The 25654-nt window shown below is 40.5% G+C and carries 37 protein-coding genes and 1 tRNA gene; 15 read left to right on the top strand and 23 right to left on the bottom strand.

Features of this window, described 5'->3' with window-relative positions:
- Positions 1-29 precede the first annotated feature (29 nt).
- The 6 genes from KW060_RS07910 to KW060_RS07885 all read left to right on the top strand — a co-directional run bounded on the left by KW060_RS07910 (position 30) and on the right by KW060_RS07885 (position 7072).
- Positions 30-1514: a serine hydrolase domain-containing protein gene (locus KW060_RS07910; RefSeq protein ID WP_249034272.1), complete on the top strand. Its 1485-nt coding sequence runs from the start codon at positions 30-32 to the stop codon at positions 1512-1514.
- Between the two features lie 91 nt (positions 1515-1605).
- Positions 1606-3129: an exosortase T gene (gene xrtT, locus KW060_RS07905; RefSeq protein WP_249034271.1), complete on the top strand. Its 1524-nt coding sequence runs from the start codon at positions 1606-1608 to the stop codon at positions 3127-3129.
- Positions 3122-5269, top strand: a complete 2148-nt coding sequence (locus tag KW060_RS07900) for a VIT and vWA domain-containing protein (RefSeq protein WP_249034270.1) — start codon at positions 3122-3124, stop codon at positions 5267-5269. Before xrtT ends, KW060_RS07900 begins: the two co-directional genes overlap by 8 nt.
- A gap of 81 nt (positions 5270-5350) precedes the next feature.
- A complete protein-coding gene (locus tag KW060_RS07895) occupies positions 5351-6046 on the top strand; it encodes a response regulator (RefSeq protein ID WP_249034269.1) in 696 nt (231 codons plus the stop codon).
- Between the two features lie 100 nt (positions 6047-6146).
- On the top strand, positions 6147-6407 hold the full coding sequence (locus KW060_RS07890) for a DUF4265 domain-containing protein (RefSeq protein WP_249034268.1): 261 nt from the start codon (positions 6147-6149) through the stop codon (positions 6405-6407).
- Positions 6408-6592: 185 nt separating this feature from the next.
- Positions 6593-7072, top strand: coding sequence for a hypothetical protein (locus tag KW060_RS07885; protein ID WP_249034267.1), 480 nt, complete (start codon positions 6593-6595; stop codon positions 7070-7072).
- Positions 7073-7096: 24 nt separating this feature from the next.
- Here the strand turns inward: KW060_RS07885 and KW060_RS07880 are convergent, their stop codons facing one another.
- From KW060_RS07880 to KW060_RS07780, 21 genes are all read right to left on the bottom strand, one after another.
- On the bottom strand, positions 7097-7402 hold the full coding sequence (locus KW060_RS07880) for a hypothetical protein (RefSeq protein WP_249034266.1): 306 nt from the start codon (positions 7400-7402) through the stop codon (positions 7097-7099).
- Positions 7392-7571: a hypothetical protein gene (locus tag KW060_RS07875; RefSeq protein ID WP_249034265.1), complete on the bottom strand. Its 180-nt coding sequence runs from the start codon at positions 7569-7571 to the stop codon at positions 7392-7394. Before KW060_RS07875 ends, KW060_RS07880 begins: the two co-directional genes overlap by 11 nt.
- Positions 7571-7993 carry a 3TM-type holin gene (locus KW060_RS07870; protein WP_249034264.1) on the bottom strand — a complete coding sequence of 141 codons (423 nt, stop codon included), beginning with the start codon at positions 7991-7993 and terminating at the stop codon, positions 7571-7573. Before KW060_RS07870 ends, KW060_RS07875 begins: the two co-directional genes overlap by 1 nt.
- Positions 7981-8130, bottom strand: coding sequence for a hypothetical protein (locus tag KW060_RS07865; RefSeq protein WP_249034263.1), 150 nt, complete (start codon positions 8128-8130; stop codon positions 7981-7983). Before KW060_RS07865 ends, KW060_RS07870 begins: the two co-directional genes overlap by 13 nt.
- Position 8131: 1 nt before the next feature.
- Positions 8132-8299, bottom strand: a complete 168-nt coding sequence (locus KW060_RS07860) for a hypothetical protein (protein WP_249034262.1) — start codon at positions 8297-8299, stop codon at positions 8132-8134.
- 1 nt (position 8300) lies between these two features.
- A complete protein-coding gene (locus tag KW060_RS07855; protein WP_249034261.1) occupies positions 8301-8768 on the bottom strand; it encodes a cell wall hydrolase in 468 nt (155 codons plus the stop codon).
- Positions 8749-8910 carry a hypothetical protein gene (locus tag KW060_RS07850; protein WP_249034260.1) on the bottom strand — a complete coding sequence of 54 codons (162 nt, stop codon included), beginning with the start codon at positions 8908-8910 and terminating at the stop codon, positions 8749-8751. The genes KW060_RS07855 and KW060_RS07850 overlap by 20 nt, the downstream gene beginning before the upstream one ends.
- Entirely contained in the window at positions 8910-9569 is a 660-nt protein-coding gene (locus KW060_RS07845; protein WP_249034259.1) for a hypothetical protein, read from the bottom strand. The genes KW060_RS07850 and KW060_RS07845 overlap by 1 nt, the downstream gene beginning before the upstream one ends.
- A 1-nt stretch (position 9570) precedes the next feature.
- Positions 9571-10053, bottom strand: a complete 483-nt coding sequence (locus KW060_RS07840; protein ID WP_249034258.1) for a hypothetical protein — start codon at positions 10051-10053, stop codon at positions 9571-9573.
- A complete protein-coding gene (locus tag KW060_RS07835) occupies positions 10053-10475 on the bottom strand; it encodes a hypothetical protein (RefSeq protein WP_249034257.1) in 423 nt (140 codons plus the stop codon). The genes KW060_RS07840 and KW060_RS07835 overlap by 1 nt, the downstream gene beginning before the upstream one ends.
- Positions 10457-10654, bottom strand: a complete 198-nt coding sequence (locus tag KW060_RS07830; protein ID WP_249034256.1) for a hypothetical protein — start codon at positions 10652-10654, stop codon at positions 10457-10459. Before KW060_RS07830 ends, KW060_RS07835 begins: the two co-directional genes overlap by 19 nt.
- Positions 10654-10953, bottom strand: coding sequence for a hypothetical protein (locus KW060_RS07825; protein WP_249034255.1), 300 nt, complete (start codon positions 10951-10953; stop codon positions 10654-10656). Before KW060_RS07825 ends, KW060_RS07830 begins: the two co-directional genes overlap by 1 nt.
- Entirely contained in the window at positions 10953-11765 is an 813-nt protein-coding gene (locus KW060_RS07820; RefSeq protein WP_249034254.1) for a major capsid protein P2, read from the bottom strand. The genes KW060_RS07825 and KW060_RS07820 overlap by 1 nt, the downstream gene beginning before the upstream one ends.
- Before the next feature lie 71 nt (positions 11766-11836).
- On the bottom strand, positions 11837-11959 hold the full coding sequence (locus tag KW060_RS07815; RefSeq protein WP_274757337.1) for a hypothetical protein: 123 nt from the start codon (positions 11957-11959) through the stop codon (positions 11837-11839).
- Positions 11960-12175: 216 nt separating this feature from the next.
- On the bottom strand, positions 12176-12832 hold the full coding sequence (locus KW060_RS07810) for an ATP-binding protein (protein WP_249034253.1): 657 nt from the start codon (positions 12830-12832) through the stop codon (positions 12176-12178).
- Positions 12832-13443 carry a hypothetical protein gene (locus KW060_RS07805; RefSeq protein ID WP_249034252.1) on the bottom strand — a complete coding sequence of 204 codons (612 nt, stop codon included), beginning with the start codon at positions 13441-13443 and terminating at the stop codon, positions 12832-12834. Before KW060_RS07805 ends, KW060_RS07810 begins: the two co-directional genes overlap by 1 nt.
- Before the next feature lie 284 nt (positions 13444-13727).
- Complete coding sequence (locus KW060_RS07800; RefSeq protein ID WP_249034251.1) at positions 13728-15068, bottom strand: hypothetical protein; 1341 nt, start codon at positions 15066-15068, stop codon at positions 13728-13730.
- Positions 15065-15307 (bottom strand): hypothetical protein, encoded by a 243-nt coding sequence (locus KW060_RS07795; protein WP_249034250.1) that lies wholly within the window; start codon positions 15305-15307, stop codon positions 15065-15067. The genes KW060_RS07800 and KW060_RS07795 overlap by 4 nt, the downstream gene beginning before the upstream one ends.
- On the bottom strand, positions 15304-15528 hold the full coding sequence (locus KW060_RS07790; protein ID WP_249034249.1) for a hypothetical protein: 225 nt from the start codon (positions 15526-15528) through the stop codon (positions 15304-15306). Before KW060_RS07790 ends, KW060_RS07795 begins: the two co-directional genes overlap by 4 nt.
- Positions 15528-15860, bottom strand: a complete 333-nt coding sequence (locus tag KW060_RS07785; RefSeq protein ID WP_249034248.1) for a DUF736 domain-containing protein — start codon at positions 15858-15860, stop codon at positions 15528-15530. The genes KW060_RS07790 and KW060_RS07785 overlap by 1 nt, the downstream gene beginning before the upstream one ends.
- A gap of 12 nt (positions 15861-15872) precedes the next feature.
- Positions 15873-16148: a hypothetical protein gene (locus KW060_RS07780; RefSeq protein WP_274757336.1), complete on the bottom strand. Its 276-nt coding sequence runs from the start codon at positions 16146-16148 to the stop codon at positions 15873-15875.
- 177 nt (positions 16149-16325) lie between these two features.
- Here KW060_RS07780 and KW060_RS07775 point away from each other — a divergent pair, with 177 nt between their 5' ends.
- Complete coding sequence (locus KW060_RS07775) at positions 16326-16793, top strand: hypothetical protein (protein WP_249034246.1); 468 nt, start codon at positions 16326-16328, stop codon at positions 16791-16793.
- Positions 16794-16858: 65 nt separating this feature from the next.
- Here the strand turns inward: KW060_RS07775 and KW060_RS07770 are convergent, their stop codons facing one another.
- Both KW060_RS07770 and KW060_RS07765 read right to left on the bottom strand, forming a co-directional pair.
- Positions 16859-17419 carry a biotin transporter BioY gene (locus tag KW060_RS07770; RefSeq protein ID WP_249034245.1) on the bottom strand — a complete coding sequence of 187 codons (561 nt, stop codon included), beginning with the start codon at positions 17417-17419 and terminating at the stop codon, positions 16859-16861.
- 68 nt (positions 17420-17487) lie between these two features.
- Positions 17488-18300, bottom strand: a complete 813-nt coding sequence (locus KW060_RS07765) for a hypothetical protein (protein ID WP_249034244.1) — start codon at positions 18298-18300, stop codon at positions 17488-17490.
- Between the two features lie 243 nt (positions 18301-18543).
- On the opposite strand from KW060_RS07765, the gene KW060_RS07760 reads away from it, so the two are divergent.
- The 8 genes from KW060_RS07760 to KW060_RS07725 all read left to right on the top strand — a co-directional run bounded on the left by KW060_RS07760 (position 18544) and on the right by KW060_RS07725 (position 25599).
- Positions 18544-18619 (top strand) — tRNA-Asn (locus KW060_RS07760).
- A 350-nt stretch (positions 18620-18969) separates the two neighbouring features.
- Positions 18970-20076, top strand: coding sequence for a helix-turn-helix transcriptional regulator (locus KW060_RS07755; RefSeq protein ID WP_249034243.1), 1107 nt, complete (start codon positions 18970-18972; stop codon positions 20074-20076).
- A gap of 271 nt (positions 20077-20347) precedes the next feature.
- Entirely contained in the window at positions 20348-20941 is a 594-nt protein-coding gene (locus tag KW060_RS07750; RefSeq protein WP_249034242.1) for a curli assembly protein CsgF, read from the top strand.
- Between the two features lie 22 nt (positions 20942-20963).
- Positions 20964-21833, top strand: coding sequence for a CsgG/HfaB family protein (locus tag KW060_RS07745; RefSeq protein ID WP_249034241.1), 870 nt, complete (start codon positions 20964-20966; stop codon positions 21831-21833).
- Positions 21830-22621, top strand: a complete 792-nt coding sequence (locus KW060_RS07740; protein ID WP_249034240.1) for a hypothetical protein — start codon at positions 21830-21832, stop codon at positions 22619-22621. Before KW060_RS07745 ends, KW060_RS07740 begins: the two co-directional genes overlap by 4 nt.
- 106 nt (positions 22622-22727) lie before the next feature.
- Positions 22728-24050, top strand: a complete 1323-nt coding sequence (locus KW060_RS07735; protein WP_249034239.1) for a hypothetical protein — start codon at positions 22728-22730, stop codon at positions 24048-24050.
- A 172-nt stretch (positions 24051-24222) separates the two neighbouring features.
- Positions 24223-25149 (top strand): sulfotransferase domain-containing protein, encoded by a 927-nt coding sequence (locus KW060_RS07730; RefSeq protein ID WP_249034238.1) that lies wholly within the window; start codon positions 24223-24225, stop codon positions 25147-25149.
- A 102-nt stretch (positions 25150-25251) separates the two neighbouring features.
- Entirely contained in the window at positions 25252-25599 is a 348-nt protein-coding gene (locus KW060_RS07725; RefSeq protein WP_249034237.1) for a hypothetical protein, read from the top strand.
- Positions 25600-25654 lie beyond the last annotated feature (55 nt).

Here is a 25654-nt window from a genome sequence, read left to right as displayed (position 1 = left end):
CAATTTATAAAACAATATTGGGGTCATCCATGCGTATTATCCTGTTGATACAATTCATTTTTCTTTTCACTCATATTTCAATTACGTCATATGCACAAAATTATGATCAGATAGAGAATTCCTTAACCTATTATTTGGGTGTTAAGGGGGAAACAGCAGAAAAATTCAATATTACTGAACGCATGAATTATCATGATGTACCCGGCGTTACTGTTGCGATCGTCGAAAATGACGAAATTGCATGGGTAAAATCTTATGGCGTAAAAAGCACTGCGAACGGTGAAGCAGTTACCAAAGATACCGTTTTTCAATCGGCATCGATCTCAAAACCTTTATCTGCAATTGCGGCCTTAAGATTGGTGGAAGAGGGGCTATTAAGTCTCGATGAACCGATTAATAATTATCTAAAACGTTGGAAGATATCCGAGAACGAATTGACAAAAGAAAAGCCCGTTACATTACGCATGATATTAACACATACTGCGGGGTTAACCATTTCGGGTTTCCCTGGATATGGCCATAATGTTGAATTACCAACCCTCGTCCAAATCGTTAGTGGCAAGGACCCCGCCAACACAGACGAAGTATTCGTTGAGAATTTACCAGGATCGAAATGGAACTATTCCGGTGGCGGCTATACCATTGCGCAAATGGCAATGGAGGATGTAACAGGATTAAAATTTCCTGAAATCATGCAGAAATACGTCATAGAACCATTTGGAATGGAACATAGCAGCTATGAAATAAATCTATCAGATGAGAAACTACAAAATATTGCCTTTGCACATGATTATAAAGGACAGCCAATTAACGATAATCCGATTGAAAGCTATCACCTATACCCTGAAATGGCAGCCGCCAGTTTATGGACAAACCCAACTGACCTCGCCAAGGCCTTAAAGCAGGTAAATAAAATTTATCATCAAAAAGATGGCTCTATCTTAAGCAAAGAAATGGCCACAGAGCTGTTTAAAATACATCAGAACAATTGGGGAATTGGGTTTCGGGTATTTCAGCATGATAATAATATAATGGAATTTGGCCATACTGGTTCCAACGAAGGATATAAGGCGAACTTCACCGGCTACACCGATGGCCGTGGCATTTTGATGCTAACGAACGGAGAAAATGGCGGCCGAGTTATGAATGAAATATTTTATGGCGCCTCTAATGTTTTAAATTGGTCAGAGAACCCAGTCGAAATTAAAGAAACAGTCGAAATCACAAACGCAATCAAATCCACTTATCACGGTACATATACATTAAAAGAAGGGACACCTAAACACCCCGCCGCCCTTTTAAATACCAAAACAGTGTCGCTGAATAATACAAGTGACGGTTTATTCATAACATTTGGGGATTTTATTAAATCCATGAAATTATACCGTGACGTTCAAGAGGATAGCAAAAATGTATATTTTGTGCTTTCTGGACATAAATTTACCCTTGATAAAAACGATCAGGGCTTAAACACAGTAACATTTGCAGGGAGAACGTATATAATTTCTGATTAAAGTGCCTCGTGCACAAAATCTGCACAAAATGACCTTTGAATGGTAACAGTTTATCCATTCATCCGCCATATCCCATGATTATCAAGGGGGTATGCGATATTTATATACACATCATTCAAAATTAATTCTGGTCTTTGCTGCGGCCTTACTCGCGTATGAGCCAGTCATTTGGCTTGGGACAAGCTGGTTTGATCCGTCATATGCCAGTTCGGGACTTATCATATTCCTTGTGACGGCCGCATTATTCTTATGGTCGGTTACGTCACCCGTTAAAAACACTGAAAACCAGACAAATAACATCCCCTATATTCTGTTGCTTGGCTCTGCGGTTACCAGATTAATCGGGCAATTGCTGGCGGTGAATATGATTGGGGCACTCACGCTCGTGATTGATGTCTATGCCATTGGTAAAATTCTTAAAATTGACAGACGTGTACGATCATTATCACCATTTTGGCTGTCGATGGCCTTTGCATTCTCATTCCCGCTGGAACGGGTTATTCAACGTGTTCTTGGATATGGACTTCAAAATCTGTCTGCCGATGGTGCCTGCACGATTTTACAGGGCACAATTGAAAATGTTACCTGCGAAGGATTGCGTATTTTAATCAATAACAAGGATGTATTGATTGATTTGCCTTGTTCCGGGGCGAGGGCGGCATTGCTTCTCTTTTTCTTTTATACGTTACTTTCAGCAATCATTAAACCAAACTTTAAGCAAGCCTTAAAAGGTTTTTTTATAACAATATTAAGCGCTTACATCGTTAACTTAATCCGAATTTCTGTGCTTGCCATCTTTATCGGGTTTCCGCATCTTATCTTCGGTATTGATGTCATGTCCCAGCCGACCCATGATGTGATCGGGCTCCTTTTGCTCTTCCTGGGGGTGTTACCGATTGCATTATGGGCGAGGCGGGCTTTATCAGGCAAAAAGCCACAGAAACAGTTACCAAAAAAGCTAATACAAGACGCGTGGTGGATCGATAACGGTAAAAAACAGCCAAAAACACCATATTTCGCGGGCCTTTTCGCCGTAATCGCTATAGCCATCATATTAATCCCCAAAAATGCACCAGACGTGGGCAGGCGGGATATACCGCTTGAATTACCCAGTGTTATCGGGGACGAATTTGCGACCCACATCCCGTTATTAGATAAAGAAAAAGCATATTTCACACAATTTGGCGGCAGCGCCAGAAAAGCAATTTACGGTGATCAGACATTGATGATCGTGAAAACGTCGGCACCACTCAGACATTTACATGCGCCTGATGACTGCCTGCGTGGCCTTGGGATGGATGTTGAGTATCGTGGTATTGAGTATTCATCCATTCCAACGGCAATTTATAAAGCAACGGATAAAAACGGAATAGAATACCGTGTTGCCGTTACCTTTATTTCATCCAAACACAATCACATGACAACCAATGTGTCAGAAGCGGTGTTCAGATGGTTACAAGATCCAGAAGAAGACTGGACGGCCATACAGCGCATTTCACATTGGACTACGCCATCATTTGATAATGATGCCTTTGATCAATCCCTGATCGCGGCACTTGAACTTTCCAAAAAGCACATAAACATTGCACAATTAAATGGAGCACCGAATGAATAGAATATTATATTTGGTGATAACCTTTTGTTTCATAAACATAACTTTATCATCATCACATGCCGCGGACATCAAAATGGGCGGCACAATCGAAGCCGAAATGAACGGCAAACTTACTTATCTGCCGCAACTTAAAACCGATATCGTCACAGATATCAGTGGTGACCTGGCGAGCGTTGAAATCACCCAAAGCTTCGCCAACCCGCATTCCGTTCCCATGAATGCAAGATATCTATTTCCCATGAATAAGGACGCGGCCGTGTACCAAATGACTATGTTAATCGGCGATGAAATCACCCGCGCCATCATCAAAAGAAAAGAAGAGGCAATAAGAACATTCGAGCGTGCAAAAAGCGAAGGTAAGACAGCATCACTGTTAAGCCAGCATCGCCCAAACATGTTTACGCAGAAAATTGCCAACCTTATGCCCGGTAAAACCGTCCACATAAAAATCAAATACACACAAGTGGTGCCAGAAATTGACGGCAGTTATGAGCTCGTTTTACCACTTGTCGTTGGGCCAAGGTATCAACCCGCCAATGCAGGTGAGGCACCAATCAGCCTCGATGACGGCGTAAACATACGGCAAAAAAGCACAAGCAGATCGCCATTCGGCAGATGGGAACTTGAAGAACTTCCGAAATATCCGGGCGTGACAGGTTTAACATTACCAAATGAAATTGATCAGGAACGCGTATCGATTAAGGTCAATCTGGCGGCCGACCTTAATATTCAAAACATTTCAAGTGACACCCATGACATTGAAATTTCAGGAACAACTAAGAACAGAAACGTGAAATTACGCAAAGACCGCATTATCGATAACAGTGATTTTGTCCTTAAATATCAATTGGCTGGCGCATTAACCGATGCTGGTTTTCTATCAACCATGAATGAAACGGGTGACGGGTATTTTAGTTTATTGATTGAACCACCAAAAACACCAACCGCCGATCAGATATCAAATCGTGAAATGGTGTTTGTTATTGATACATCAGGTTCAATGGGTGGTGCACCCATAGAAGCCAGCAAGACATTCATGCGTCATGCCTTAAGAAACCTGCGACAGGGGGATTATTTCCGCATCATCATTTTCAATTCTAGTGCCACTGAATTTTCAAGCACGCCGCTGCTCGCCACAAAGGAAAACATCGAAAAAGGCCTATATTTCGTTGACCATTTATACGGTTCTGGTGGCACAGAAATCGCATCATCCATCACACAAGCCTTTGGCGTACCACCGAAAGATGGTGCAATCCGGCTCGTGACCATGTTAACCGATGGTTATATCGGGAACGAGGCACAAATATTAAACATGATCGCCGCCAATATTGGTGAGGCCCGCATTTTCGCCATGGGCGTTGGTACCGGCGTAAATAGGTATTTACTATCCGAAATGGGGCGTAAGGGAAGGGGTTTTGCCCGCTTTATCGACCCAACCGAGGATGTTGAGGACGCCGCGATCGCCCTTTCCAAGCGCTTAAATGCACCGGTACTTACCGATATATCCCTTGATTTCGGGAATATGGAAGTAAGCGACATTACACCGGACGTTATCCCGGATTTGTTCGCCGGTGACAGCATCCGTATCCAAGGAAAATATAAAGGAACAGGCAATAAAACAATCCGCATCAACGGTAAATCACGTGGTAATAAAGCATCATTACCCTTAAACGTTAACCTCGCATCTGATGCCGTTGAGGGCAGGGAAAGCATCCCCATCATTTGGGCCAGATCACAAGTCGCCGATAGAATGCGCCATATAAATGTTCCGGCACGTTTAAGAAACACACACAAATCCGTGCAACAATTAAAGAAAGAAGTGGTTGATTTAGGCCTAACACATTCACTGGTGACCAAATGGACATCATTCGTCGCGGTATCGGAAAAAATAAGAAATCCAAACCCAAATGCCAATATTGATGGCGATGTACCGCTTCCGATGGTTAAGGGCATAAGTGATAAGGCCTACGGCGATGTAAAGAAACAATCACCCGCAGAGTTACTTGAAATGGCCGCCGCAGCGCCCGTTGCACAGCGCTTTTCCGGTTCATCCGCACCTGAACCCGGCATTATGGGTGGCATGGCCATCCTTGGCATGGTCGGTATTTATATGATCAGACGAAAAAGAAAGGAGAAATAATACATAAATGCCAAAATTTGAACTTAATCATCGCGTAAAAGTGGTGATTAAGTTCTTGATATTTGAGCGGGGAAGTTATTAATGTCAAAGCAAATATTAATCGCGGATCATGACAGTCATATTCGCGGTATTATTTCAAAACAAATAAGTCGTATCGGCCTTAAATCGTTAGAGGCAAGAACAGGCCGTGATGCGTTAAAAATATTCGGTGAACGGTCTATCGATTTGATCCTGCTTGAAACCCATATTCCCGATTATGACGGCCTTGATGTATGCCGGGAAGTACGCAAAATATCTGATGTTCCGATCGTTTTTATATCTGATCACGCCGATGACATTGACCGCATTATCGGTTATGAATTAGGCGCAGATGATTATATAAAAAAACCATTTAACCCACGTGAATTAATTGCCCGAATTAAGGCGATTCTAAAAAGGCTTCATTGGCAGAAAAATGAACGGCAAAAAGAACAAAGACCAATACTGTTAAACGCAAAAGAATTATCGGTAAACATCGCCACACATCAGGTATTTTGGCAAAAGAATGAAATATCACTTACTGCAACTGAATTTTCTATTATTAAGGGTATGATCAGACATCCAGAAATGGTTTATACCCGTAGTCAGATCATTTCCATGGCCTATAACGGCCATATATACGTCAGCAGCCGCACAATCGACAGCCACATACGCCATATCCGCAAGAAATTCGCCTGTTTCGGCTGTCCTGGTATTTTTGTCACTATTCATGGTGTGGGGTATAAATTATTTAAATAACATTCAAAACCCATGTATTTTCTGATATACTAATTACATCATTAAAAGTTGTTTCACCTAGTATCCTGTACTTAAACAACATATTTCAGGATTTAAACACATGTCACATTTAAACTTACAATTCGAAACCAAACATGGTTTTGCCATGGTTGCAAAAGGGGACGTCGTCAGCATCGAAGACATCGATGAACGCACCAGCGCCATAACAGTTCGCCATCCTGGCAATCAAGTCTTCAAACATTACTCAACAGAAAAAGCCATTGATATATACGAACGATTAAACAAATTGCCTGAAGAACAACCACAATTCGTAGAACGCCGCAAAATAGCAAATGCCAATGCAGTTAGGGCTGTGAAGTAAATAGGGACCAGATTAATTTCTTCCTTATAGTCAATCTCTTAAATATATATAATTCGCATAATATATATTATGGAAACTTTTTATAGGGTATGGCGCACCATTAAACGAGCATGGAAAGCATTAATACTTAATTTAGGAAATAACAATATGGTTCCCGTTCGTTAAGTAAAGTAATTGAGGAAAACATGTTAAAAATTTTACAAGAATTGAACAATTTAAATTCAACACAATTAGATAATATTTCAAAAATAATTTCCGATTTTTCAAACTCAATTAGTCGCCTTGCAGATGATGCACGGCGGCGCGAGTTTGTCCAAAAAGAACAGGAAATAATCAAGTTATCAGAGCGCGAAAAAAATAGACTTGAGCAATTAAAATTACAAAGAAATATTATGATCCGGTATCAAAAAGGACAATCTTTTGAGCAAATCGGTGCCGCTACTGGGTACCATCCAAAGACAATTTATAAGAAAATCAAACAATATGAAACTGATATATCCATGCTTAAACAGATGGATAATGACCTATTAAAATACAAATATAATGAAGCCGAAAAAATGGTTGATCATGGATTTCAGAAGGATCAAATTGTCAATAAATTACATATTTCTGCACACTGTATTGAAAGTATAATTCACACAAAATCCGGTCAAAACGGACATTAAAAAAGGGGCCATATGGCCCCTTCTCTATATGCTCAATTCAATAAATTTGATCAATATTCCGAATATAAAACACCAGATAATTGGCTGGTAAAAATCCATTCTATTATCACGATCCGGCCAGTTTGGGGGCCAAAGTGCATCAAGTTTTTTAATTCCGGTAATCCATCCGACTTGTGGTTCTGCACCCAGTACTTCACGCCCGTAATAATACATTATCGGCAATAAAGCTGCATAAACGATTTTCGGCAACTCTGGAATGACAAAATAGAATAATGCCATTACAACAATGCTGATTAATCCGTGAGGCCATGATTTTGGTTTATAGGCCATTAAGAGCCTCAATAATATCCGCTTTTTTAGGACGGTCATTCAATGAACCGGCTGCAATCAGATCCTTTACGCGCGGATCTTTTAACATTTCGTTATATTCAGCAATGCCGCCCTTGCCTGAATATGCCTTACCGTTTGATTTTGCTTTGTGCCGTCTTAATCGTGCCATTATTTAGCCCTTCCATTCAGTTTTTCAATTGTTCGTAATGTGCCAAGGCCAAGAATAGCCATAACCAACTCCGTTAATCCGTCTGCGCTTACTGGATACGCTACTATCTCACCATTAGCCAAAACAGTCTTTGACCATACATATGCTGCCATCGTGTATTGTGGTATATAAAAGAACGCCAATCCGGCACCAGCCACCCAAAGCAAGAAAGGACGCGCCCCCGCAACAAATACTGACCTGTGACCCGCAGCAACTTTATTAATTTCTGCTTGTGCTAGGTCAGGACGTTGAGCAAGTCGCATTTTTACTTCTTCATGCGATAATCGTTCATCGTCACTTGTGAATAAACTATCAACAACATTACCAACGGCGGTTATTGGTTCCGCTACCCCTTGCCCGAATATTTTACTTAAGATCGACATTCTGATCTATCATCCTTCAGGATGCCGCTATTGATTTCAAGGCGCAACAATCTGCGCTCAATTTTAAATAAAAAATACGCAAAGCCGATTATAACAACGTCAGCACCCCCCGATATGATCGCAAGTATATCAGCCATATTAAAGCACCTTTGAAACCAGTTTTTGACCGTTAGGCGTTGCAATAAGGAAATAGGCAATTCCACCAATCACAGCATACTTTACAAGCTTGCTCGTACCGTCAGAAGTGAACCACCCTGCCCCAAAACCAAAAACACCCGCTATCAGCGGAACAACAAATACAGGCATCTTACGCGCTCCTATAAAATCTATGATTATTAATATCTTTGATAAATTCCATTTCATCGGCCCAATACGGACTAATGAAAATAGTATGATAATGATCCGCGCCATCCGTAATGTCGCCAAGTTCACCATTAACTAGCTGCTCTGCAATCCGTAAAGCGTTTCTGAAAACAGGATCGTTATCATTAACTGTAAGCATTTTTTCACGGTTCGGATCGCCAATGTTCCATGCGCTGAATTGATTATCTTTGGTAATCACGCCAACGATTGAAACTCCGTCCCAAACTTTGCCGTTATTGGCTCGGTTCATGATCACATTTCCAACCGCTTGCATTCCGATATTACCCTCAGATCGTGCCTCACCCCACATGGTACGGGCCATAAGATCAATTGCATTTTTCATATAAAAATACCTTCCTAAAAATACACCGCCAAGGGCAATGAACAGCCATTTAAGATTGTTCTTGTTCATCAATGACGTTTCCGTCTAAATCATAATGTGTGATTGTTTCCACTTCTTCCGCATCAATTATGTGCTCAATAATGCGCCCTTCTGGATAAGTAGGATGGCCCGCAGGATAACAAGTTTTATGTTCAAGTAGATTTTCATTCATTATAGTGGCTCCGTTAGAATGTCATACATAATTGTCGCGTATGCTGTTATTCCAGAGGCAACTTGATGTTTTATTGCCTCACCCGCAGGTACAAAGATTTCTTCATAATTTTCTGAAACTTCGCGCAATCCTGTTTTAATAATACAAGTTTTATATGTACCAAGAACAAAATGGTTCACTGATGTAGACGAGCCAGAGGTAATATGCATATACATATGACGCACAATAACGCCATAAACATTATCAACAGCCGCAACAATATCTGCCGTTGTTGTGACAGTAGCTTTAAACTCACAGGCACCCTTCATAATGATATTGCCGCCATAGTCACTTAATGCTTTGCCCGTTACTGGCTGATCATCTGCTAGTACATTGCGCCCTTCCTGAAAGCGTACGCCTTTAGGGGCCGTATATACGGCATATGTCACACTGCTTGCATGTGGGTTTTTAATAATCGCATTGCCATATTTAATGTCAAGCGGCGCACCTTTATAGATACGTTCTTCATACTTCTGATTTGCAACCCCATTGAAGTCAACAAAAGTTACATCAAGATAAAATGCATCGCATTCAAGAATAAAAAATTGCGTATGATCGCCGGAACCAACACGCAATGTTTCCCCTGGTGAAAGTGTGCCTTCTACAAAATTTTTCGGCATGTTATTTGTCCTTATTTAAAAACATTAATAATGCTATTGCCGCCAGTACGACTGCGCCAGATTTAACAAAATCTCTGCCTGCCTCAATTACACCGCCCGCCGTTGAACTGAACGCCTGTGATAATGCCTGACTTGATGTTGTAAGACTTTCATTCGCAATATTTTCAGCAAAATTAAAAGCATCCTCTGCAATTTCAGCATCCATTGACGTTATTGAAACATCGCCCGTTGTGCTTATTGCGCCATTGCCCAGATCGTATGATATGGAATGATCACTTCTATCTTCATAAGAATGATCGCTATTATCTTCATATGAATGATCGCTTCTGTCTTCAAAATCATATTCATTTGTGACTGAATGATCGCTGTTATCCTCGTAATCATATTCATTTGAGACCGAATTATCATTCTGGTCATTATGCAATACGCGATTGTCATACGCTTTATTTGACGTGCTGTTACTGCTCTTTGATGATCCGCCCATTATGCAAGTACCTTTCGCATTGTTACTTCGTCAGGATCGCCGTCATCAATTTCAAAATAACCACGGGAAATCGCAACTTGTACGAGTGGCATACGTACAGTATGAAATCTAATTGATTTTTCCCCAAGGCGCACTGCTTGTTGTTCCAGAAAGCCCAAAATGGTAGGAACTAGGCGCATGCCGTTCCGGCGCACACCACCACCCGCAACAATGACCATTTCCCCGCCGTGAGGTTGTTCTTCATGGCGTAAAGCCACAGAGCCAACGCGCAGGCTGTCAATAATTACAGCATAGATTGAAAGACGACCTGCGCGGATTTCATCACGATAAAAACCATTGGTTCCATCGTGTGAAAAATCCTTGAAATCGTCTCTTGATCGTTTGTCTAATTTGCCAAGATTTCTTAGCTCAATTTTCGCCATAAAAGTAAACCTACAATGATCATTGCACCCACTGGCACAATCTGTTTTATCAATTGATTTCTTGCTGGTTCAGAGCCAAACGCGCCCGTTGAAAAATTAAAGCCCGTCTGACTATCAACCCAAGACGGCCCCGCAGGGCCGCCTGTAATGTTGAATGGATTAGGTGGCAATCCCGCCATTATTTAACAGCTTTCATTAGAGCCACACCCGCAACCACAGCAACCACGGCAAGAACGCCATATTTGATAAGGTTATCGGAACGTGTAGCAGCCAAGTCCTGACGTTCAGCATATCTCTGATCAGAGGTGGCTTGCGCGTATTGTCCCGCAAGGGCCGCCTCTGTATCATATTGATATTTCATCCAGTCAAACTGCAAATACTGGCCACCCAGATCAGTTACGCGATCAAGTATATTCCCGAAAAAGCTAGTGCTTTCATATGAACTTTGATTTGTATTTGTTTCAGGTGGCATGGTCATTACGCCTTTCTTGGCCCAACCTGTTCAGTAATGATATCAAAGTCAACAGCACTTGTATCAAAACCAAACTCAAGGCGCAGCTTGTGAGGTTTGTTCGGATCAATAGCATTCACGCCATTAATCACATCCGTATAACGTGCGGTAAGTTGTTTACCGGACAATACAAAGATATCAGATTGTGGAGCATAGCCCGCAGTTTCACGAAGGAAATCAAGCGTATCTTTTGACGCTTCGAAAATCACTTCCTGACCGACTTTTGCTTTCACTGTCAGGATTTGATCAGTGAAACAATAAACTGCATTCACAACGCGATTTTGTTCGATTTCAAGATCAACAACCTTGGACGAAAGGCCCGCAGCATTTACAGATACGCGATCAGTTGTAATAATATCACCCATTGTAATATTGGCAGGCATCCAGACACGGGAAGCACTCAATAGAGGACTTGTTACCGTATTGAAGTTCACAACAATCTGACATGTTTGAATATCAGCCATGCCCCAGCTCGTAATGTCCTCGCCTTTCGGGGTGAGGCTATCCGGTTGAGAGAAGAAAATTGGCAGAATGCCATCTTTCCATGGGATATTCTTTTCTTCACAAATGTTGATTAATTCAGTCGGTGTATATTCCTGCTGAACGGTTCCGTTCAGATAAATTGAAATATCTTGAATGTTCGTGATGAAATTTGCTTTTGTCGCATCCGCAGGACTTGCACCAAATTGATGATGAAGCAAGATTGCATGATACGTTCCAATAACATCAACATCAAGAACGGCACGCCCACCAGAGACAACCCCGCTAAAAGATTGCATGCATGGTTCTACAATTCTATGTACTTGTGGCATATTAATTCTTTCCAGTTCAGTTAATGATTAATGTTCGATTAGCCGCCAAGGCCGTCTTTTGCGTCTTTGATCAGTGGTAAATCTTCACCGTATTTAAGGATAAGACCTGCAACCAGTACAGCCGCAGCCGTTAGAAGTACGCCTTTAATTTCTTTGTTCATTGTGCATTTCTCCATTGCTTATAACCATGCCACAGAGCAAGCACACTGATGCCAGCCACTACCGAGGTCATAAAGTTCTCTAAATTGATTTTCATAAAAAAAATAATCCGTAAAATTAAATTCACGGATTATTCCATCATGATTTTTGAATGTTGGCAAACGGCTGATTTCCTACGTATGTATGTTAACGTACATAAGAAAATTCATGGTTTTTCATTATTTTGGCTTTGGCACCTTGCCACGGGTAACTTCACCCTGTTCTATCTTGAAATATTCAAAGTTTTTCAGTGCCTTAACGTCATTTGCATGCTCGCGCCCAATTTCACCATAAACGGTGTCACGATCCCGCGCAGATGCAAGACGCAGTATATACATAGTGGAACAATTGCCGCGCCACTTCGTATGTACTTCTGCAATCCGTTGCGTTAAGCCATAAACATTAATGCCGTAATGACGACCACGGGAACAAATATTTCCAAACTGTTTATAGTGAGCCTTCAAGCCAGATACCGGAAAGCAAGTATTCATTTCATCAACGGCAAATGTAATTTGAGGTATTTTCTTGCCTTCAAAATATGGTTTCTGCGCCTGCAATATCAGCAATGATAATTGATCCAGTTCTTCAATTTCGTTGCCTGCTTTTGGCACAAATATAATTTTGAAATTACCTGACCATTTCTTTTTTAGAGTTGCCCTAGTCTCCGCAATTGTATGACAAACCGTCCACCCTCTTTTCTGGCCTAGCTCTTTTGACCAATCCAAAGCAGGATCAAATATTATTAATCGTTTTTCACTCTTGGCAAGATAACGGGCAAGTGTTGACTTGCCCGATCCAGATGCGCCATATATTCCAGTTCTATGTGGTTGCCCCATTAGACAGCCTCTTGCAGTTCATCGTCATTGGCTGCCTCTTGCATCTCCTGTTTACGCGCTGCAATATGCATTTGAACAACATTCATTTTCGTTTTCATGAATATCATTACTGGGACAATGTTTGCAATCCATGTTGTGTCGCGCAATATCGCCCATTGTAAAAAGCGATATTTTGAACAGGTATCATAAAGCAAGTCTGATGTTTCTTTTGATCCGGTTTCCGGACTACCATTTGACATGTCCACAGAAAGCCCCGTCATACCCGTCATGACCTCGGCAAGTTCCAAATTCTGAATGAAAAAATCAGTGAAAAACTCCTCCTTTGAAAGAATGTCATTTTTCGGTAGTCCTGATTGATCATCAATTGTATCTGGATCAATTTCCGGCTCGGGTTCGTTTAAGTGATCCGTTGAGCTGTCCCAATCATCACTTTCAATTCCATCATTAGAATAGGCCAACTCCTGCGCGTTCGTCACTGGCTCGCTCGCTATCGTCGTTTGCTGCTCTTGGTTCAGTTCTTCCGGCAGGTTTTCCGCTTCCGGTGTTTCCGGCTTCTTGTTGTCGTTTGCTGTCTTGTTGACTTTCTTTGACTGGGTTTTCTTCTTTGTCATTTACTACCTCTTTAGGTTTGTTTGATTTGATAGATTTAATTTCCCCAGTGAATATATTTTCAAAGTGTGGTACGTCCTGCCCTGACTTTGCCGCTTGTGCTACAACACGCCTTGAAACAGGCCCGTTATATTTTTCGTGATGATTGCAAGAGCCTTCACTGATTGCCCCATCGCAAAAATAATAAAGCTTCCCCGCTTTGTTCCGTCTCACTTCTACAGGCTGATTGCAGCAATTGCATTTAGTCGAGCCGATCACGTCTTGATTTGCCATTTGGTTAAACCTTCTAATTTATGGTTGCTGATGAATGATTTTCGTTAAATTCGGGCCGTACATATGGCGGCAAGTTATCGGGTTTTCGATATTGCCGCTTTGCAGACATTTTTTTCTTATTTGCTCGGACAGTTGCCGTAGTTGTGTGCCTCATAGAGGCTCTCTCATGCCAGAGCCTTCGCGCCTTCTCAATCAAAGGTCCAATGCCTTCCTGTTCGATTAAACCATCAAGATTGCCGTCAAAGTTATGAACAACTAAGCACGGTTCAAAACGATTGCTGAATTTGGGGCTGGGAGTTGTGATCGCCATTAACACGTTGTCAACGTCCTCTGATGGCCCCTCGCGCTTCTCTCGCTGCTTTGGTGTCGCTTTTGGCATCACACACCATTGCCAGTCGTCTTTGTCGTTTCCTAGCTGCTCTATGGCCTCTATATCGCTATCAGGTGGCACCTTAACCAGTTTGTGCTTGTTGTCTTCTAGATGTTTTCTAAATTCGCGGATTTCGCCAAGAGGATGGAAAAATTTTAATCTGTGAGTTTGGTAGAATAGTGCTGCCAGTTCTTCGTCAGTTAATCGATCAAACTCGGCAGGCTTAAAAACATACTTCACGACCTCTTGCACGTTCTTGATTTTACTATCGTGAATGTATCCTTTTGGAAATTGTGATCTGGCCCATGCCATAAATTCGCCCCACTTTTTCGGACCTAGTCTTTTTGTTGATTTAATCAGCACATGGCTATGAAGGTTTAATCTAGCGGCTCCATTTTCGCGCTTGATAGTGTTTTCCACGTTGTAATAACAAAACTCTATCCCCGCCTCTTTCACGCGCTCATGGGCCGCAAATTTAGATATACGGCGCGTATGTGCTTTATGTGCTTCACGGTAATTTTCAAGATCAACCCACCCGCCAGATATTACCAACATACGTAATGTTTTCTTATTGGTCATATCAGCGAAGAAACGCACATGTTTTGAAATGTCATGTACGTTACGAGATTGCATCACCGGAATGATATTGCTGTTACGATATTGAATAGTCTTTTCAATCACGCCCGTACATACGCCAATAACACTTGTCTGGCCCTCAATATGCATATTCACACCTTGCCCCTCTAGGCGGCGCGCAATTTGCTCTGACTGGGCTTTTAAATGGTTGCTTTGCTCTTCTGATTTGCCCCATGCCTTCGGATCGATTTCAACGCCAATTGTATCATCCCAAAGTCGCGATACGTTAATCGCGCCAACGGCGGCAGGTAAATCCTTGCCGCCGATTGCTATTCTTGCATGTTCACTGGTAAGTGGTCTATTGCCGAAACCTTTGTGTGAATTATGATACCGTTCAATGTGGTTCATGCTGTGCGCTTCTCCTGCTCACATTCAGTGATTACATTATCAAGCGCAGTACGCAGTTCCTTTGCCTGCTTTAATCCGTACATGGATTTATATTTGGTTCCCGCCAGCTTTCCTTTTGGAATAGCTTCCACTTCGCAGATGATCATTCCATCAATAGATGAATATGACAGGGCCAATTTAGGGGTAAAGGAAAAACCCATAATGCGAAATAAAGGAAGGCTGGCGAAATGTTTAATCATGATTGTGCCACCATTTTGTCAAGAGTTTCCTCATCAGAAAAAAGCTCAATTCTTGAAGCAGCAGCATCAATCAAATTTTCAAAGGTTCCGTCAGATGCTATTAAAGTTTCATCAGAAACGCTTTTTATCGCTTCCTCTTTCAACTTCCTTAAATATCGACTTAGAGCCTCATTTGTCATGTTTATGAAAGGATTTTTTTCCATTTGTTTTTCTAAAGACATTATGCAGCCTTCGCTTTTGGACGTGTCCACACGATGTCGAAATTTTCCCCATCTTCACGAACAAAGGCAGAAACATTAATTGCCGCATTGAAAGATGGATCATCCAGAGTTAAAGACAAAAAACTCATGCCTCGATTAGGGCCGTTTTGGGCGGTTCTTTTCCATGCACCACCAAGCTCAACACCACCCTCACCAATAATATTATAATCTGGACTTTCAGAGCTTTGTTTGTTTTGATTTTCATGAAGTTCAAACTTCACGTCAGTTTTTAATGTTTTGATATGGCCTTGACCAAAATTGTTGTGAATATTTAATTCGCCTACTTTTGACATTTTTAAAATCCTTTATGTTTGAGAGTTTGTTTCTAACGATGCTTTTCGCCCGCAGGCGAAACGATTAATTTTAAGAGCGAGTATGTGAAATCGATCAAGCAGGCTAGGCTTGCGCCCGCCTGCTCTCTCGCTCTCAAACTCGTCAAGGTTCGTTACTTCTTGACGAGAAAACTTGATTAATTCTGAAATGATGTTTTTGAAGCCGTACGCGATTATGAAGATCGCCGCTATTTGCCAGATGGTCATAAATGTTTCCATTGCTTCTTTCCCCGATCCCCTCCAAGGCATGATCATTTCTGAACAGAGGCCCTTGGGGAACTTTTGATATTAAAAGTGCTCATTGGCACCTAGCACATATAATTCACATTACGTTAATAGTGTCAAGAATAAAATGCTACTTGCTGCCTAGCAGATAATAAGTATCATTTATTAGATGCTTACATACGTACGTAGAAAGGTTGATCAATGAAACACGATATAAATTGGTATATGAACACAGCAAAAGAATTGAACGGCTTAAAGTCAGATCGCAAATTAGCTATAGAATTGGGCCTAGCGAATATTGCACCTTGGCGGCACCCAGATAGACACAATGTTCCAAGTGTATCATCAATGATCAAGTTAGCTAAACTGGCCAATATGCCTATTGAAACGGCTTTAGTTCATCGGGATATGTGGGAAGCTGAATTTAATGCACCGGAGGCAGTTCCATACTTTAAGAAAACGTTAAAATTGCTCCAAAAAACCGCGGCAGCATTGATTCTTGGTATAGCCCTACTCTTTGCAAATGCTGGTGTTGACGGTGGCGCGCAGGCATCAACTGGGCAGAGCCTAAACAGCGGCGGAATATATATTATGGAAACTTTTTATATATGCAACTTACTTATATTTCAGTGTTTCTGCGAAAATCCTTATTTTCACGAATATTCTTGACGCTGTGACGGCCTTCAGCATTATTTTCCCGTCTACTTACGCATAAGAACGATTTAAGCGTCCTGTTATGCTTTTGATCTTTTATCAATCAAACGCCAAACCTGTACTGCGATGATGCCAGCAAGAATTGCTTTAACAGAAAGATTTAAATAAAACGGATGCATATAATCGAAATAAACTTGTGACCAACTGTTGCCTGTATACTGCTTTCCCCACAAAATTCCGAAAATCTGGATGATGAAGCTTCCGATGAAGGAATAAATTATCGCCTTTATATATAATGGCGATAATTTAACATCACCGACTTTATATTGCACATCACGGCTAATGTGCGCCATAAATCCGGCGGCAATGGGAAATCCAACTAAAAATCCTGCTGTAGGCCCTGTGAAGACGCCAAGACCACTACTTCCACCGGAAAATACCGGCAAACCGATTGCACCGGCCAATAAATAGATAAGAACTGCTAAAACTGCATAAATACGTGATAACGTTAATCCTGCAATAAAGATAAACAGTGTTTGAAGTGTGAATGAAATATAGCCAACATCAAGTGACAAATAAGCCCCAATTGTGATCAAAATGGCAAAAATAAATGAAAAAGAAATCTGTTTTTTATCAATCATTTCAGTGCTTTATAGTAATATTTAAGGGCTTAAACAACACCCTTCTCTAATAAATTTACTATAAACTATTATGCGTCGTCATGTTTGTAAACAGTGGTAATGATTTTAACGTCTTCACTTTTTAAACGCTTAATCTCAAGCGCCCATTTGGTTACTTCATCACGGAATGCCTGAACGGCGGCTTTTGACGCTGTTTCCAGCTTTTCCGGCGTATTATTTTGAAGCATCGTCACCTTATTCGTTAAAACTTCAATCCAGTGATCTGTGTGATCCATGTTGATATAATGATAAAATGGAATGTTATCCGCAAGCTTGTCTGATGGTTTCGCGTCCGCCTCTTTCGGATTGGTTACTAACCGTGGTAAAAAAACAAAACCACCTGGCATGGTATTATCATCTAGCGCTTGCCAGTCAATCTTACTTTCCGCGTCAAGTTCAGGGTAAAATGTAAATACATGGGCAATATATGATTTTGCATCACCGAAGTCAGCGTCATACACGCGCTCGAATTTCTTCGTTAGTCCTAATTTACGAATGTGCCCTTCTACAAGCTTTGCTTTATCATCATCGCAGATATATTCGACATTTGGGCCGTTTCCGGCAGAAATATTGCACATATCGGTGCCACATATCGCATCATGGACCTTAATGGTGCGTGTGTTATCAACATTATATTTCTGGAATATTTTGCGGTAAACGGTGCTCATTTCCGGGTAATGTGGATACCTTCCCCAAAAAAGTTCTTTTCCAAGTTTGATGTCAGCAGGAGTTGCCGCCTCTTCTACTTGAACCGGGATGTCTTGCTGTTTTCTGACAGTTTTTCTGACTTTTCTTTTTGGTTCTGGCTTGGAACCAAACATACTTTTGACTTTTTCAAACATTTTAAATTCGTACTAATTTAAATTGGCAATAACGTGGAAATCGTGAGTACTTTCGCTTAATAATACTAAATTAAGGCTCTAATTTCAAATGTCATTATATTTTCAATAGGTAAAAAACTGGTAAAAAAATCCAGCAATTAAATTAATATGAAAAAAATTTAATTTTTCTATTGGCATTTAAAAAAAGTGTCTGTATAAGATGCGCACCAACGGCGATTACGCCAGTAAAAAAGTGAACAATGTTCCCCGATAGCTCAGTTGGTAGAGCAGTAGACTGTTAATCTATTTGTCGCAGGTTCGAGTCCTGCTCGGGGAGCCACTTTTAAAATCAAAACTCCCCTCAAAATTAAATTTACTTCTTCAAAATAAGTTTTAATTTTATAAAATTAATGTCACTTATTTCGTACATTCTTATTTACTTATATATTTGATATATAAGGATTAATTTACACAACCTCTTTTTATTTTCCCTTTAAAATTAATCGCTTATCTTATTATATTACAAAAATTTAATATAAAAACGCTTGTACAATTTTAATTATGTATATTATATACAAAACCGGAATGGGTAAATTCCACATTGAGTAATTATGAATTAAGAGATGGACATCAACACCGGAATTGGGACGCTGGTCTGATGTAAAAACAAAATTTTGGGAATTTAAAAAAGTGCATAACACGACAATAAAGTTTACGTCGCGCATCATGGATATCAGTGCGTTCCCGTCTAACTTTGCCAGTGCCATCAAAATCCTAACTGAAGACATTGATGCCGATTGGTTAAAGTTTAATGTCATGGAAATGGCAAGACGCAATGTCATTTTAAGCAGATCATTCCCAATTGGTGACAATATCGAGCAGATCGATGAATATGCAAAAACCAATAAAGAAATGTTTACAAAAGCCGTTGAAAACCCATATGACATACAGCGTAATGTGGTCCCCCTTCCCGGTTCAGATGATTTAAATTCAATAAATTGGTATAGCTATTGTGACCCATCGCAAGGCGAAGTTATCACAATCGCAATCGCTCTTCCTGAATTAAGTAAGAAAAAAACACTTAAATTACAAACGATTATGGATGATGCAATCCCCGTGTTATATGGCGCAGCACGTGTCTATCGACAACATCTTGATTTCAGGGACGAATATGATTCAATCATAAAAGTGATGGATAATATTAAATTCGGCATCATGGTTCTTAATCGCGATGGCAACATGCAATATTGCAATCAAAAAGCCAAAATCATGTCTGATCGCAAAGACGGACTATTCATTCGTGGTGACGGTAGACTAGACTTTGAAGTCATTGGTAAAGAAAAAACATTTAGGTCCTTACTCGATCGCCTTTCCGAAAAACAGGAAAATGTAAATGGTACTCATCGACGAGAAGGTTTTGCCATAAAAAGACAAAACCATGATACAATTTACCCCGCCTGTATTTCACAGCTTGATATTGACCAACTAGGCCATAAATATAGAAGATCCCATTACGCGATTATTGTTGCTGACCCGGATGCAAAGTTTGATGAAGAACTCGATCTTTCAAGTCTTTATGGACTTAGTAAATCAGAAGCATCAATCCTTTCCGGGCTTGTTATTGGTAAAACCATTGAACAAATCGCCGAAACAAGAAGAACCAAGCCATCCACAGTAAGAACAACACTAAAGAATGCTTGTCGCAAGCTTGGCGTAAGCAGACAACAAGACATCATCCGTCTTGTATTATCTGGCCCACATGGCGTCTATAATGGCGCTCTTCAACTTGGTGAATAACCGAAATTTCCACAATCACGCTTACCTTAAGAATCGGATTGATTACCTATCGTAACTGATTGTAATCATTTACATTTATCTAACCTGCGTTAACCATAACAGTATAACAGTTTGCCCAATTTGAACGACTGATTGCAAATTATCCTACCCCATTTGAGGTATATTATTTTTCAATAAAGTCCCAAACGGTAGAGGATAACTTACATCCAAAATGAGACTATATTTTCACGGTCAAGGGGGCCGATTAGCAAATGCAGTTTTGGAGTATTAAATGTTTACGATTTGCACAAAAATCAAAATCTGGCTTGGGGCAGCGATCAGTTTTCTTCTTTTAACCGTTAATGCGCTTGCACAAGATTATGTATATACGCCGACCAATCCTTCATTTGGTGGGTCATCATTTAATTCTGCGCATTTGATCGGCATTGCAAATATGCAAAATAAATATAAAGATCCAGAAGCAATCGCCCAACAAGACACATCAGCAACGGATCTTTTCATTCGTCAATTACAAAGCCGCCTACTATCCGGGCTTGCGTCACAGGTAACCGAAGCTATTTTTGGTGAAAACCCACAGGAAAGCGGTCAAATCGTTTTTGGTGATCAAATTATTACCTTTAATAAAGGTTTAGAAGCCGTGCACCTGGTAATTGAGGACACTGCGGCTGGCACAAAAACAGAAATTGAAATTCCTGTACTGACTACCGGTACTGCAGAAGTTCAAGGCGGCGTAAACGCAGCACAAGCAGCACTTAATGGATTAAATGCAACAAATCCACAATCGCCACAGCAAAGCATTCTGGATCCGCTTTCATTTGATAGTGTTGATCCACTATCAAATAGTAATTCAGTTCCAATAAATTAGAGTTCCGGTGAGTATTAATCAAATGTCTATTTCATTAAAAAATAATTATAAAAGAGCAGCTGCGGCAGTATTTGCATTATTAATTACGGGTTGTAGCACAACGGTAAAAGACGATTTGGTGTCATTACCACCTATGGACGGGGAAAATTCATTTAAAAGGCTTTCCAGCATCCCTGCCCCGGTTGCACCGGTTACTGTTGGCGTTTATTCATTTGATGATCAAACAGGCCAATTTAAAACAACGACCGCACAACAAACATTATCACGTGCGGTAACACAAGGCGCGACATCAGTACTGATCAAAGCATTACATGATGCGGGCAACAGGTCATGGTTTAAAGTTGTTGAACGTAGCCGTATCAATAACCTTTTAAAAGAACGTCAAATTATTCGCGAGATGTATCAAAGACATCAAAACCGCACCCCTACTCAAGAAGAATTACCACCCGTTTTATTCGCAGGCATTCTATTTGAGGGCGGCATCATCGGATATGATTCAAGCACAAAAACAGGCGGCATTGGCGCACGTTACCTAGGGATTGGTGGATCAACAAAATACAAAGAAGACACCGTCACGATTTATATCCGCGCCGTAAGCGTTACTACTGGTGAAGTTCTGATGTCAGTCGTTAACCGCAATCAAATTGCATCTGTCGCTTATCAAGCCGATGCTTTCCGTTTCGTAAGTTATAAAAACTTACTTGAGGCAGAAGCAGGATACACGAGAAACGAGCCAGGCTTACTGGCCCTAGAACATGCAATTGAAGGCGGCGTTTATTCCCTGATTATGGAAGGCATGACACTGGGTCTTTGGGGACTAGAAGATAAAGAATTACAGCAGAAATACCTTGCGTCTTACTCAAAAGAAAAAGCAGAAAGGGATGCTTTATGAGAAACATTCTAAAGCCATATCAAGGATTAGTGTTTTCAGCAGTTTTTGTAAGCTTTTTAAGTGCGAATGCATTTTCGCAGGAGGTTCCAGACGTAACAGAACCAGTTGAGCCGGATGTTTCCGAAGTCCAAGAAGAATTTTCAGATTTCGTTGGAAAGTCAGAAAATTTTTCACAAGCGGTTTACATCAATCAACTTGGTAACGACAATAGAACAAATATTCAGCAACAAGACGGTGATAACACAGCGCACGTATCAATTACGGGAAACAACAATGGTGCTGATGGTGTTGAAGGACAAATTACACAGAAAAATGCAACAAATACTGCGTCAGTGATCGTAGTTGGTGACCGAAATGATTTTGATATTTCTCAAGATGGCTTGGGGGGCACCAATAAAACTTCTCTTTATCAGTCTGGTACTGACAATGACGCATTAATTGAACAGTCATCCGTATTATCATCAACAAATTCAGCAGAGCTTTGGCAAGTTGGAAATGGCAACCAATTAACCGTAAACCAAGTCAATGCAGTTGCAGCATATAACAATGAAGTCCGTCTATTCCAGGACGGTACGGATAATTCAGCAACACTGACACAAAATGGTGGGAACAACACCATTAACGCCACCCAAGTCGGCGATACGGTTAGTGCAACATTTACCCAGAATGGCTTTGATAACACATTGATATCACGTCAGGACGGAACAAATCTGAACTACGGAATTACACAAGATGGCGGGGCAACAATTTCGATAATTCAAACGAATACATTTACCAGCCCTCAATGAATGACACTTTGCCAAATCAATAGTCATGCTTAACAAATAAAAGGGATTTGGCAACTTAAAGACGAAGTAAAAAACGAAACGATTTAACAAAACAGAGGAAAAATCAATGCGTAAAATCTTACTAACAGCGGTATCAGTCGCCGCACTTACATCAGGAAATGCTTTCGCTGCTCCTGCACAACCAAGCGTAGCGTCAAATGTGTCAACAATTACACAAACTGACCACGATAACGAAGCCACTGTAACACAAAACCTTGGTTATAACGGTGAATCAACAGTAACACAAAACGGTTCACACGGTACAGCTACTGTAAATCAATCAGACGCTGATATCGGTCCATACACACTTCAAGCTAACTTCTCAACAATTGACCAACGTGCTGGTTCTGTTGGTGCAACAGCAAACGTTACACAACATAACACACCTGATTATGCAAAAGAAAACACATCTGAAGTGCACCAAGATGGAAATTATGCTACGGCAAATGTTGACCAAAACGGTAAAGGAAACAATTCTGATGTATGGCAAACATTATACTACGGTAATGGTGTAGAAGCGACTGTTAACCAAACTGGCGTAGATAACCAATCTTTAGTTGATCAAGATGGTGATTATAACACAGCAACAGTAAACCAAACTGGCGAAGGAAACGATTCTTGGGTTGAGCAAGACACACTAACATCAGACAGCGATGCATATGTTGACCAACTAGGTAATGGCAACATTGCTCACTCATGGCAGCATGATAGTGAACTTGCGACAACTGATATTTACCAAGACGGTAATGACAACGATGCAGACGCACACCAAGATCACGTATACTTTACAGAAATTTATGTTGATCAATATGGTAACAACAACGATTCTGACAACTTCCAAGACGATGTTGCAAACAGTGAAATCGATGTTTACCAAGAAGGTGATTACAACTATTCATATGCTGAACAAGAAGGTACACATGCATATGGCGTTTATAACAGCGGCATTTATGTGACTCAAATCGGTGACAACAACGCTTCAAATGCAACACAAACACATGTTTCAAATGGCGTTATTGAAGTTTACCAAGACGGTGACGGCAATGAATCAATTGCATCACAAGAAAACGTGTTTAATACTTCATTTGGCTCATCATATGGCATCTATGTTGAACAAGGTTCTGATAACAACTACTCAGAAGCAACACAAGAATTCGGTAACGATAACCTAATCGATGTTGTTCAACACGAAGGTAACGGCAACGTAAGTTATGCTTACCAAACTGGTAATAACCACACTGCTTATATCCACCAAGACGGCACACACAACTGGTCAGATGTTAACCAATCTGGTGACGGTCACTATGCAAGTGTTACACAAACATATGGTTACAATATCTCTAATGTAACTCAAACAGGTTTATCTAATGTTGCGATTGTAACTCAATAACAATATTTAGATGCTCCATGAAATGCCGCACTTTTTAAGTGCGGCATTTTTTTAATTGAACAAACAATAGTATAGTTCAAATAAACTGGATAAAATGCTGTATTAATTATTGTTTTTCATAATTAAATATCCTACAACGCAAACGCATCTTAAAAAGTTTGTGGAATTGGTTTTGAACATACATTTGTCGCGTGTAAAGCACACATATAACAATCATCCCATGATTGATAGTACCAGATGGGACAAATACGATCATCGTCCGGGTGATATTACAATATCAACAACCAATAAATGCGGCACCACATGGATGCAGACAATCGTCGCCAATTTGTTATTTCAAGATGGAAACTTACCAGGCCCTGTTGGTGATATGTCGCCATGGCTTGAATTTCTTGCAAGACCAATTGAAGAAGTCATTGATACACTTGAAAACCAAACCCACAGGCGTTTTATAAAAACTCATCTTCCCTTTGATGGCCTGCCGTATTTCGATACCATGAAATATATTTTCATTACGCGTGATGGCCGTGATGTATTTATGTCTTTATGGAACCAAATCAGTGGATATCGTGAAGAATTAAAAACAACCTATAAAAAGCGGGCCAAAGAATTTGGCGTAGAATTCAAAGTAAATTACAAAGATCATAACGAGTTTTGGGGTGATTGGATTTCACGCGGCTTTTTCGAATGGCAAGATGAAGGCTATCCTTATTGGTCACATTTTTATCATTTAAAAAGTTGGTGGGAACAAAAGCATCTGAATAATATATTGTTCATTCATTACGCCGATATGCTTGCCGATCCGCAAAGACTTATTAAAAAGGTTGCATCATTCTTGAACATCGAGATTAATGATGAAATGTTGCCTGGTATCTTAAACCGGGTTTCATTTGATTACATGAAGGCAAATTTCGAAGACATTCTTCCTGATACTAATAAATTATGGCGTGATGGCGGTGACCGGTTTATGCACAAGGGAAAGAACAATCAATGGCAAGGCATCTTAACCGAAGCACAGCTGTTGCAATATGATAAAGCTTTAAACAGAACCCTTAGCCCAGAAGCTGCAAAGTGGATGGCGAACGGTGGTCCAATTTAGCACCAGTTTTCTTATTAATTAGAATTTTATCTATTGTTAGAAAATCCTTAAAAAGAATCTGAGATAAAATCGTTACAACACTTAATTCATTGGGGTCGTAACGTGATCATCAGAGCACTTCTTATCTTTATTTTATCCAATACAATTGTTTTTGCGCAGTCCGCGCTTGAGCCGGATGAAAATCTTTTTGAAAATACAAGCATCCTCAATCAGGATCTGTTCGCAATATCAGATGTTTTTATTGATCAATCGGGCGTTAAAAACCACAGCACCATCAATCAATCCGGTGATTTCAATCTTATAGAGGTCCTCCAAAGCGGTGCCAATAACGGTTCATTCATTGATCAATCTGGTACCGGTCATTTTATTAAAGTATCGCAATCAGGTGATTTTAATGTGTCCACCGTTATGCAAAGCGGTTATGCAAACACCGCCATTGTAAACCAATAATACCCTCTCATTTTACCATTTCCCATAAATAGTGTATGATGCCCCAATTCATAAT

The organism is Pseudemcibacter aquimaris (assembly GCF_028869115.1).
Classification (GTDB): Bacteria; Pseudomonadota; Alphaproteobacteria; order Sphingomonadales; family Emcibacteraceae; genus Pseudemcibacter; species Pseudemcibacter aquimaris.
Note: the sequence above shows the minus strand (reverse complement) of the source record. Positions and strands in the feature narration are given on the sequence as shown.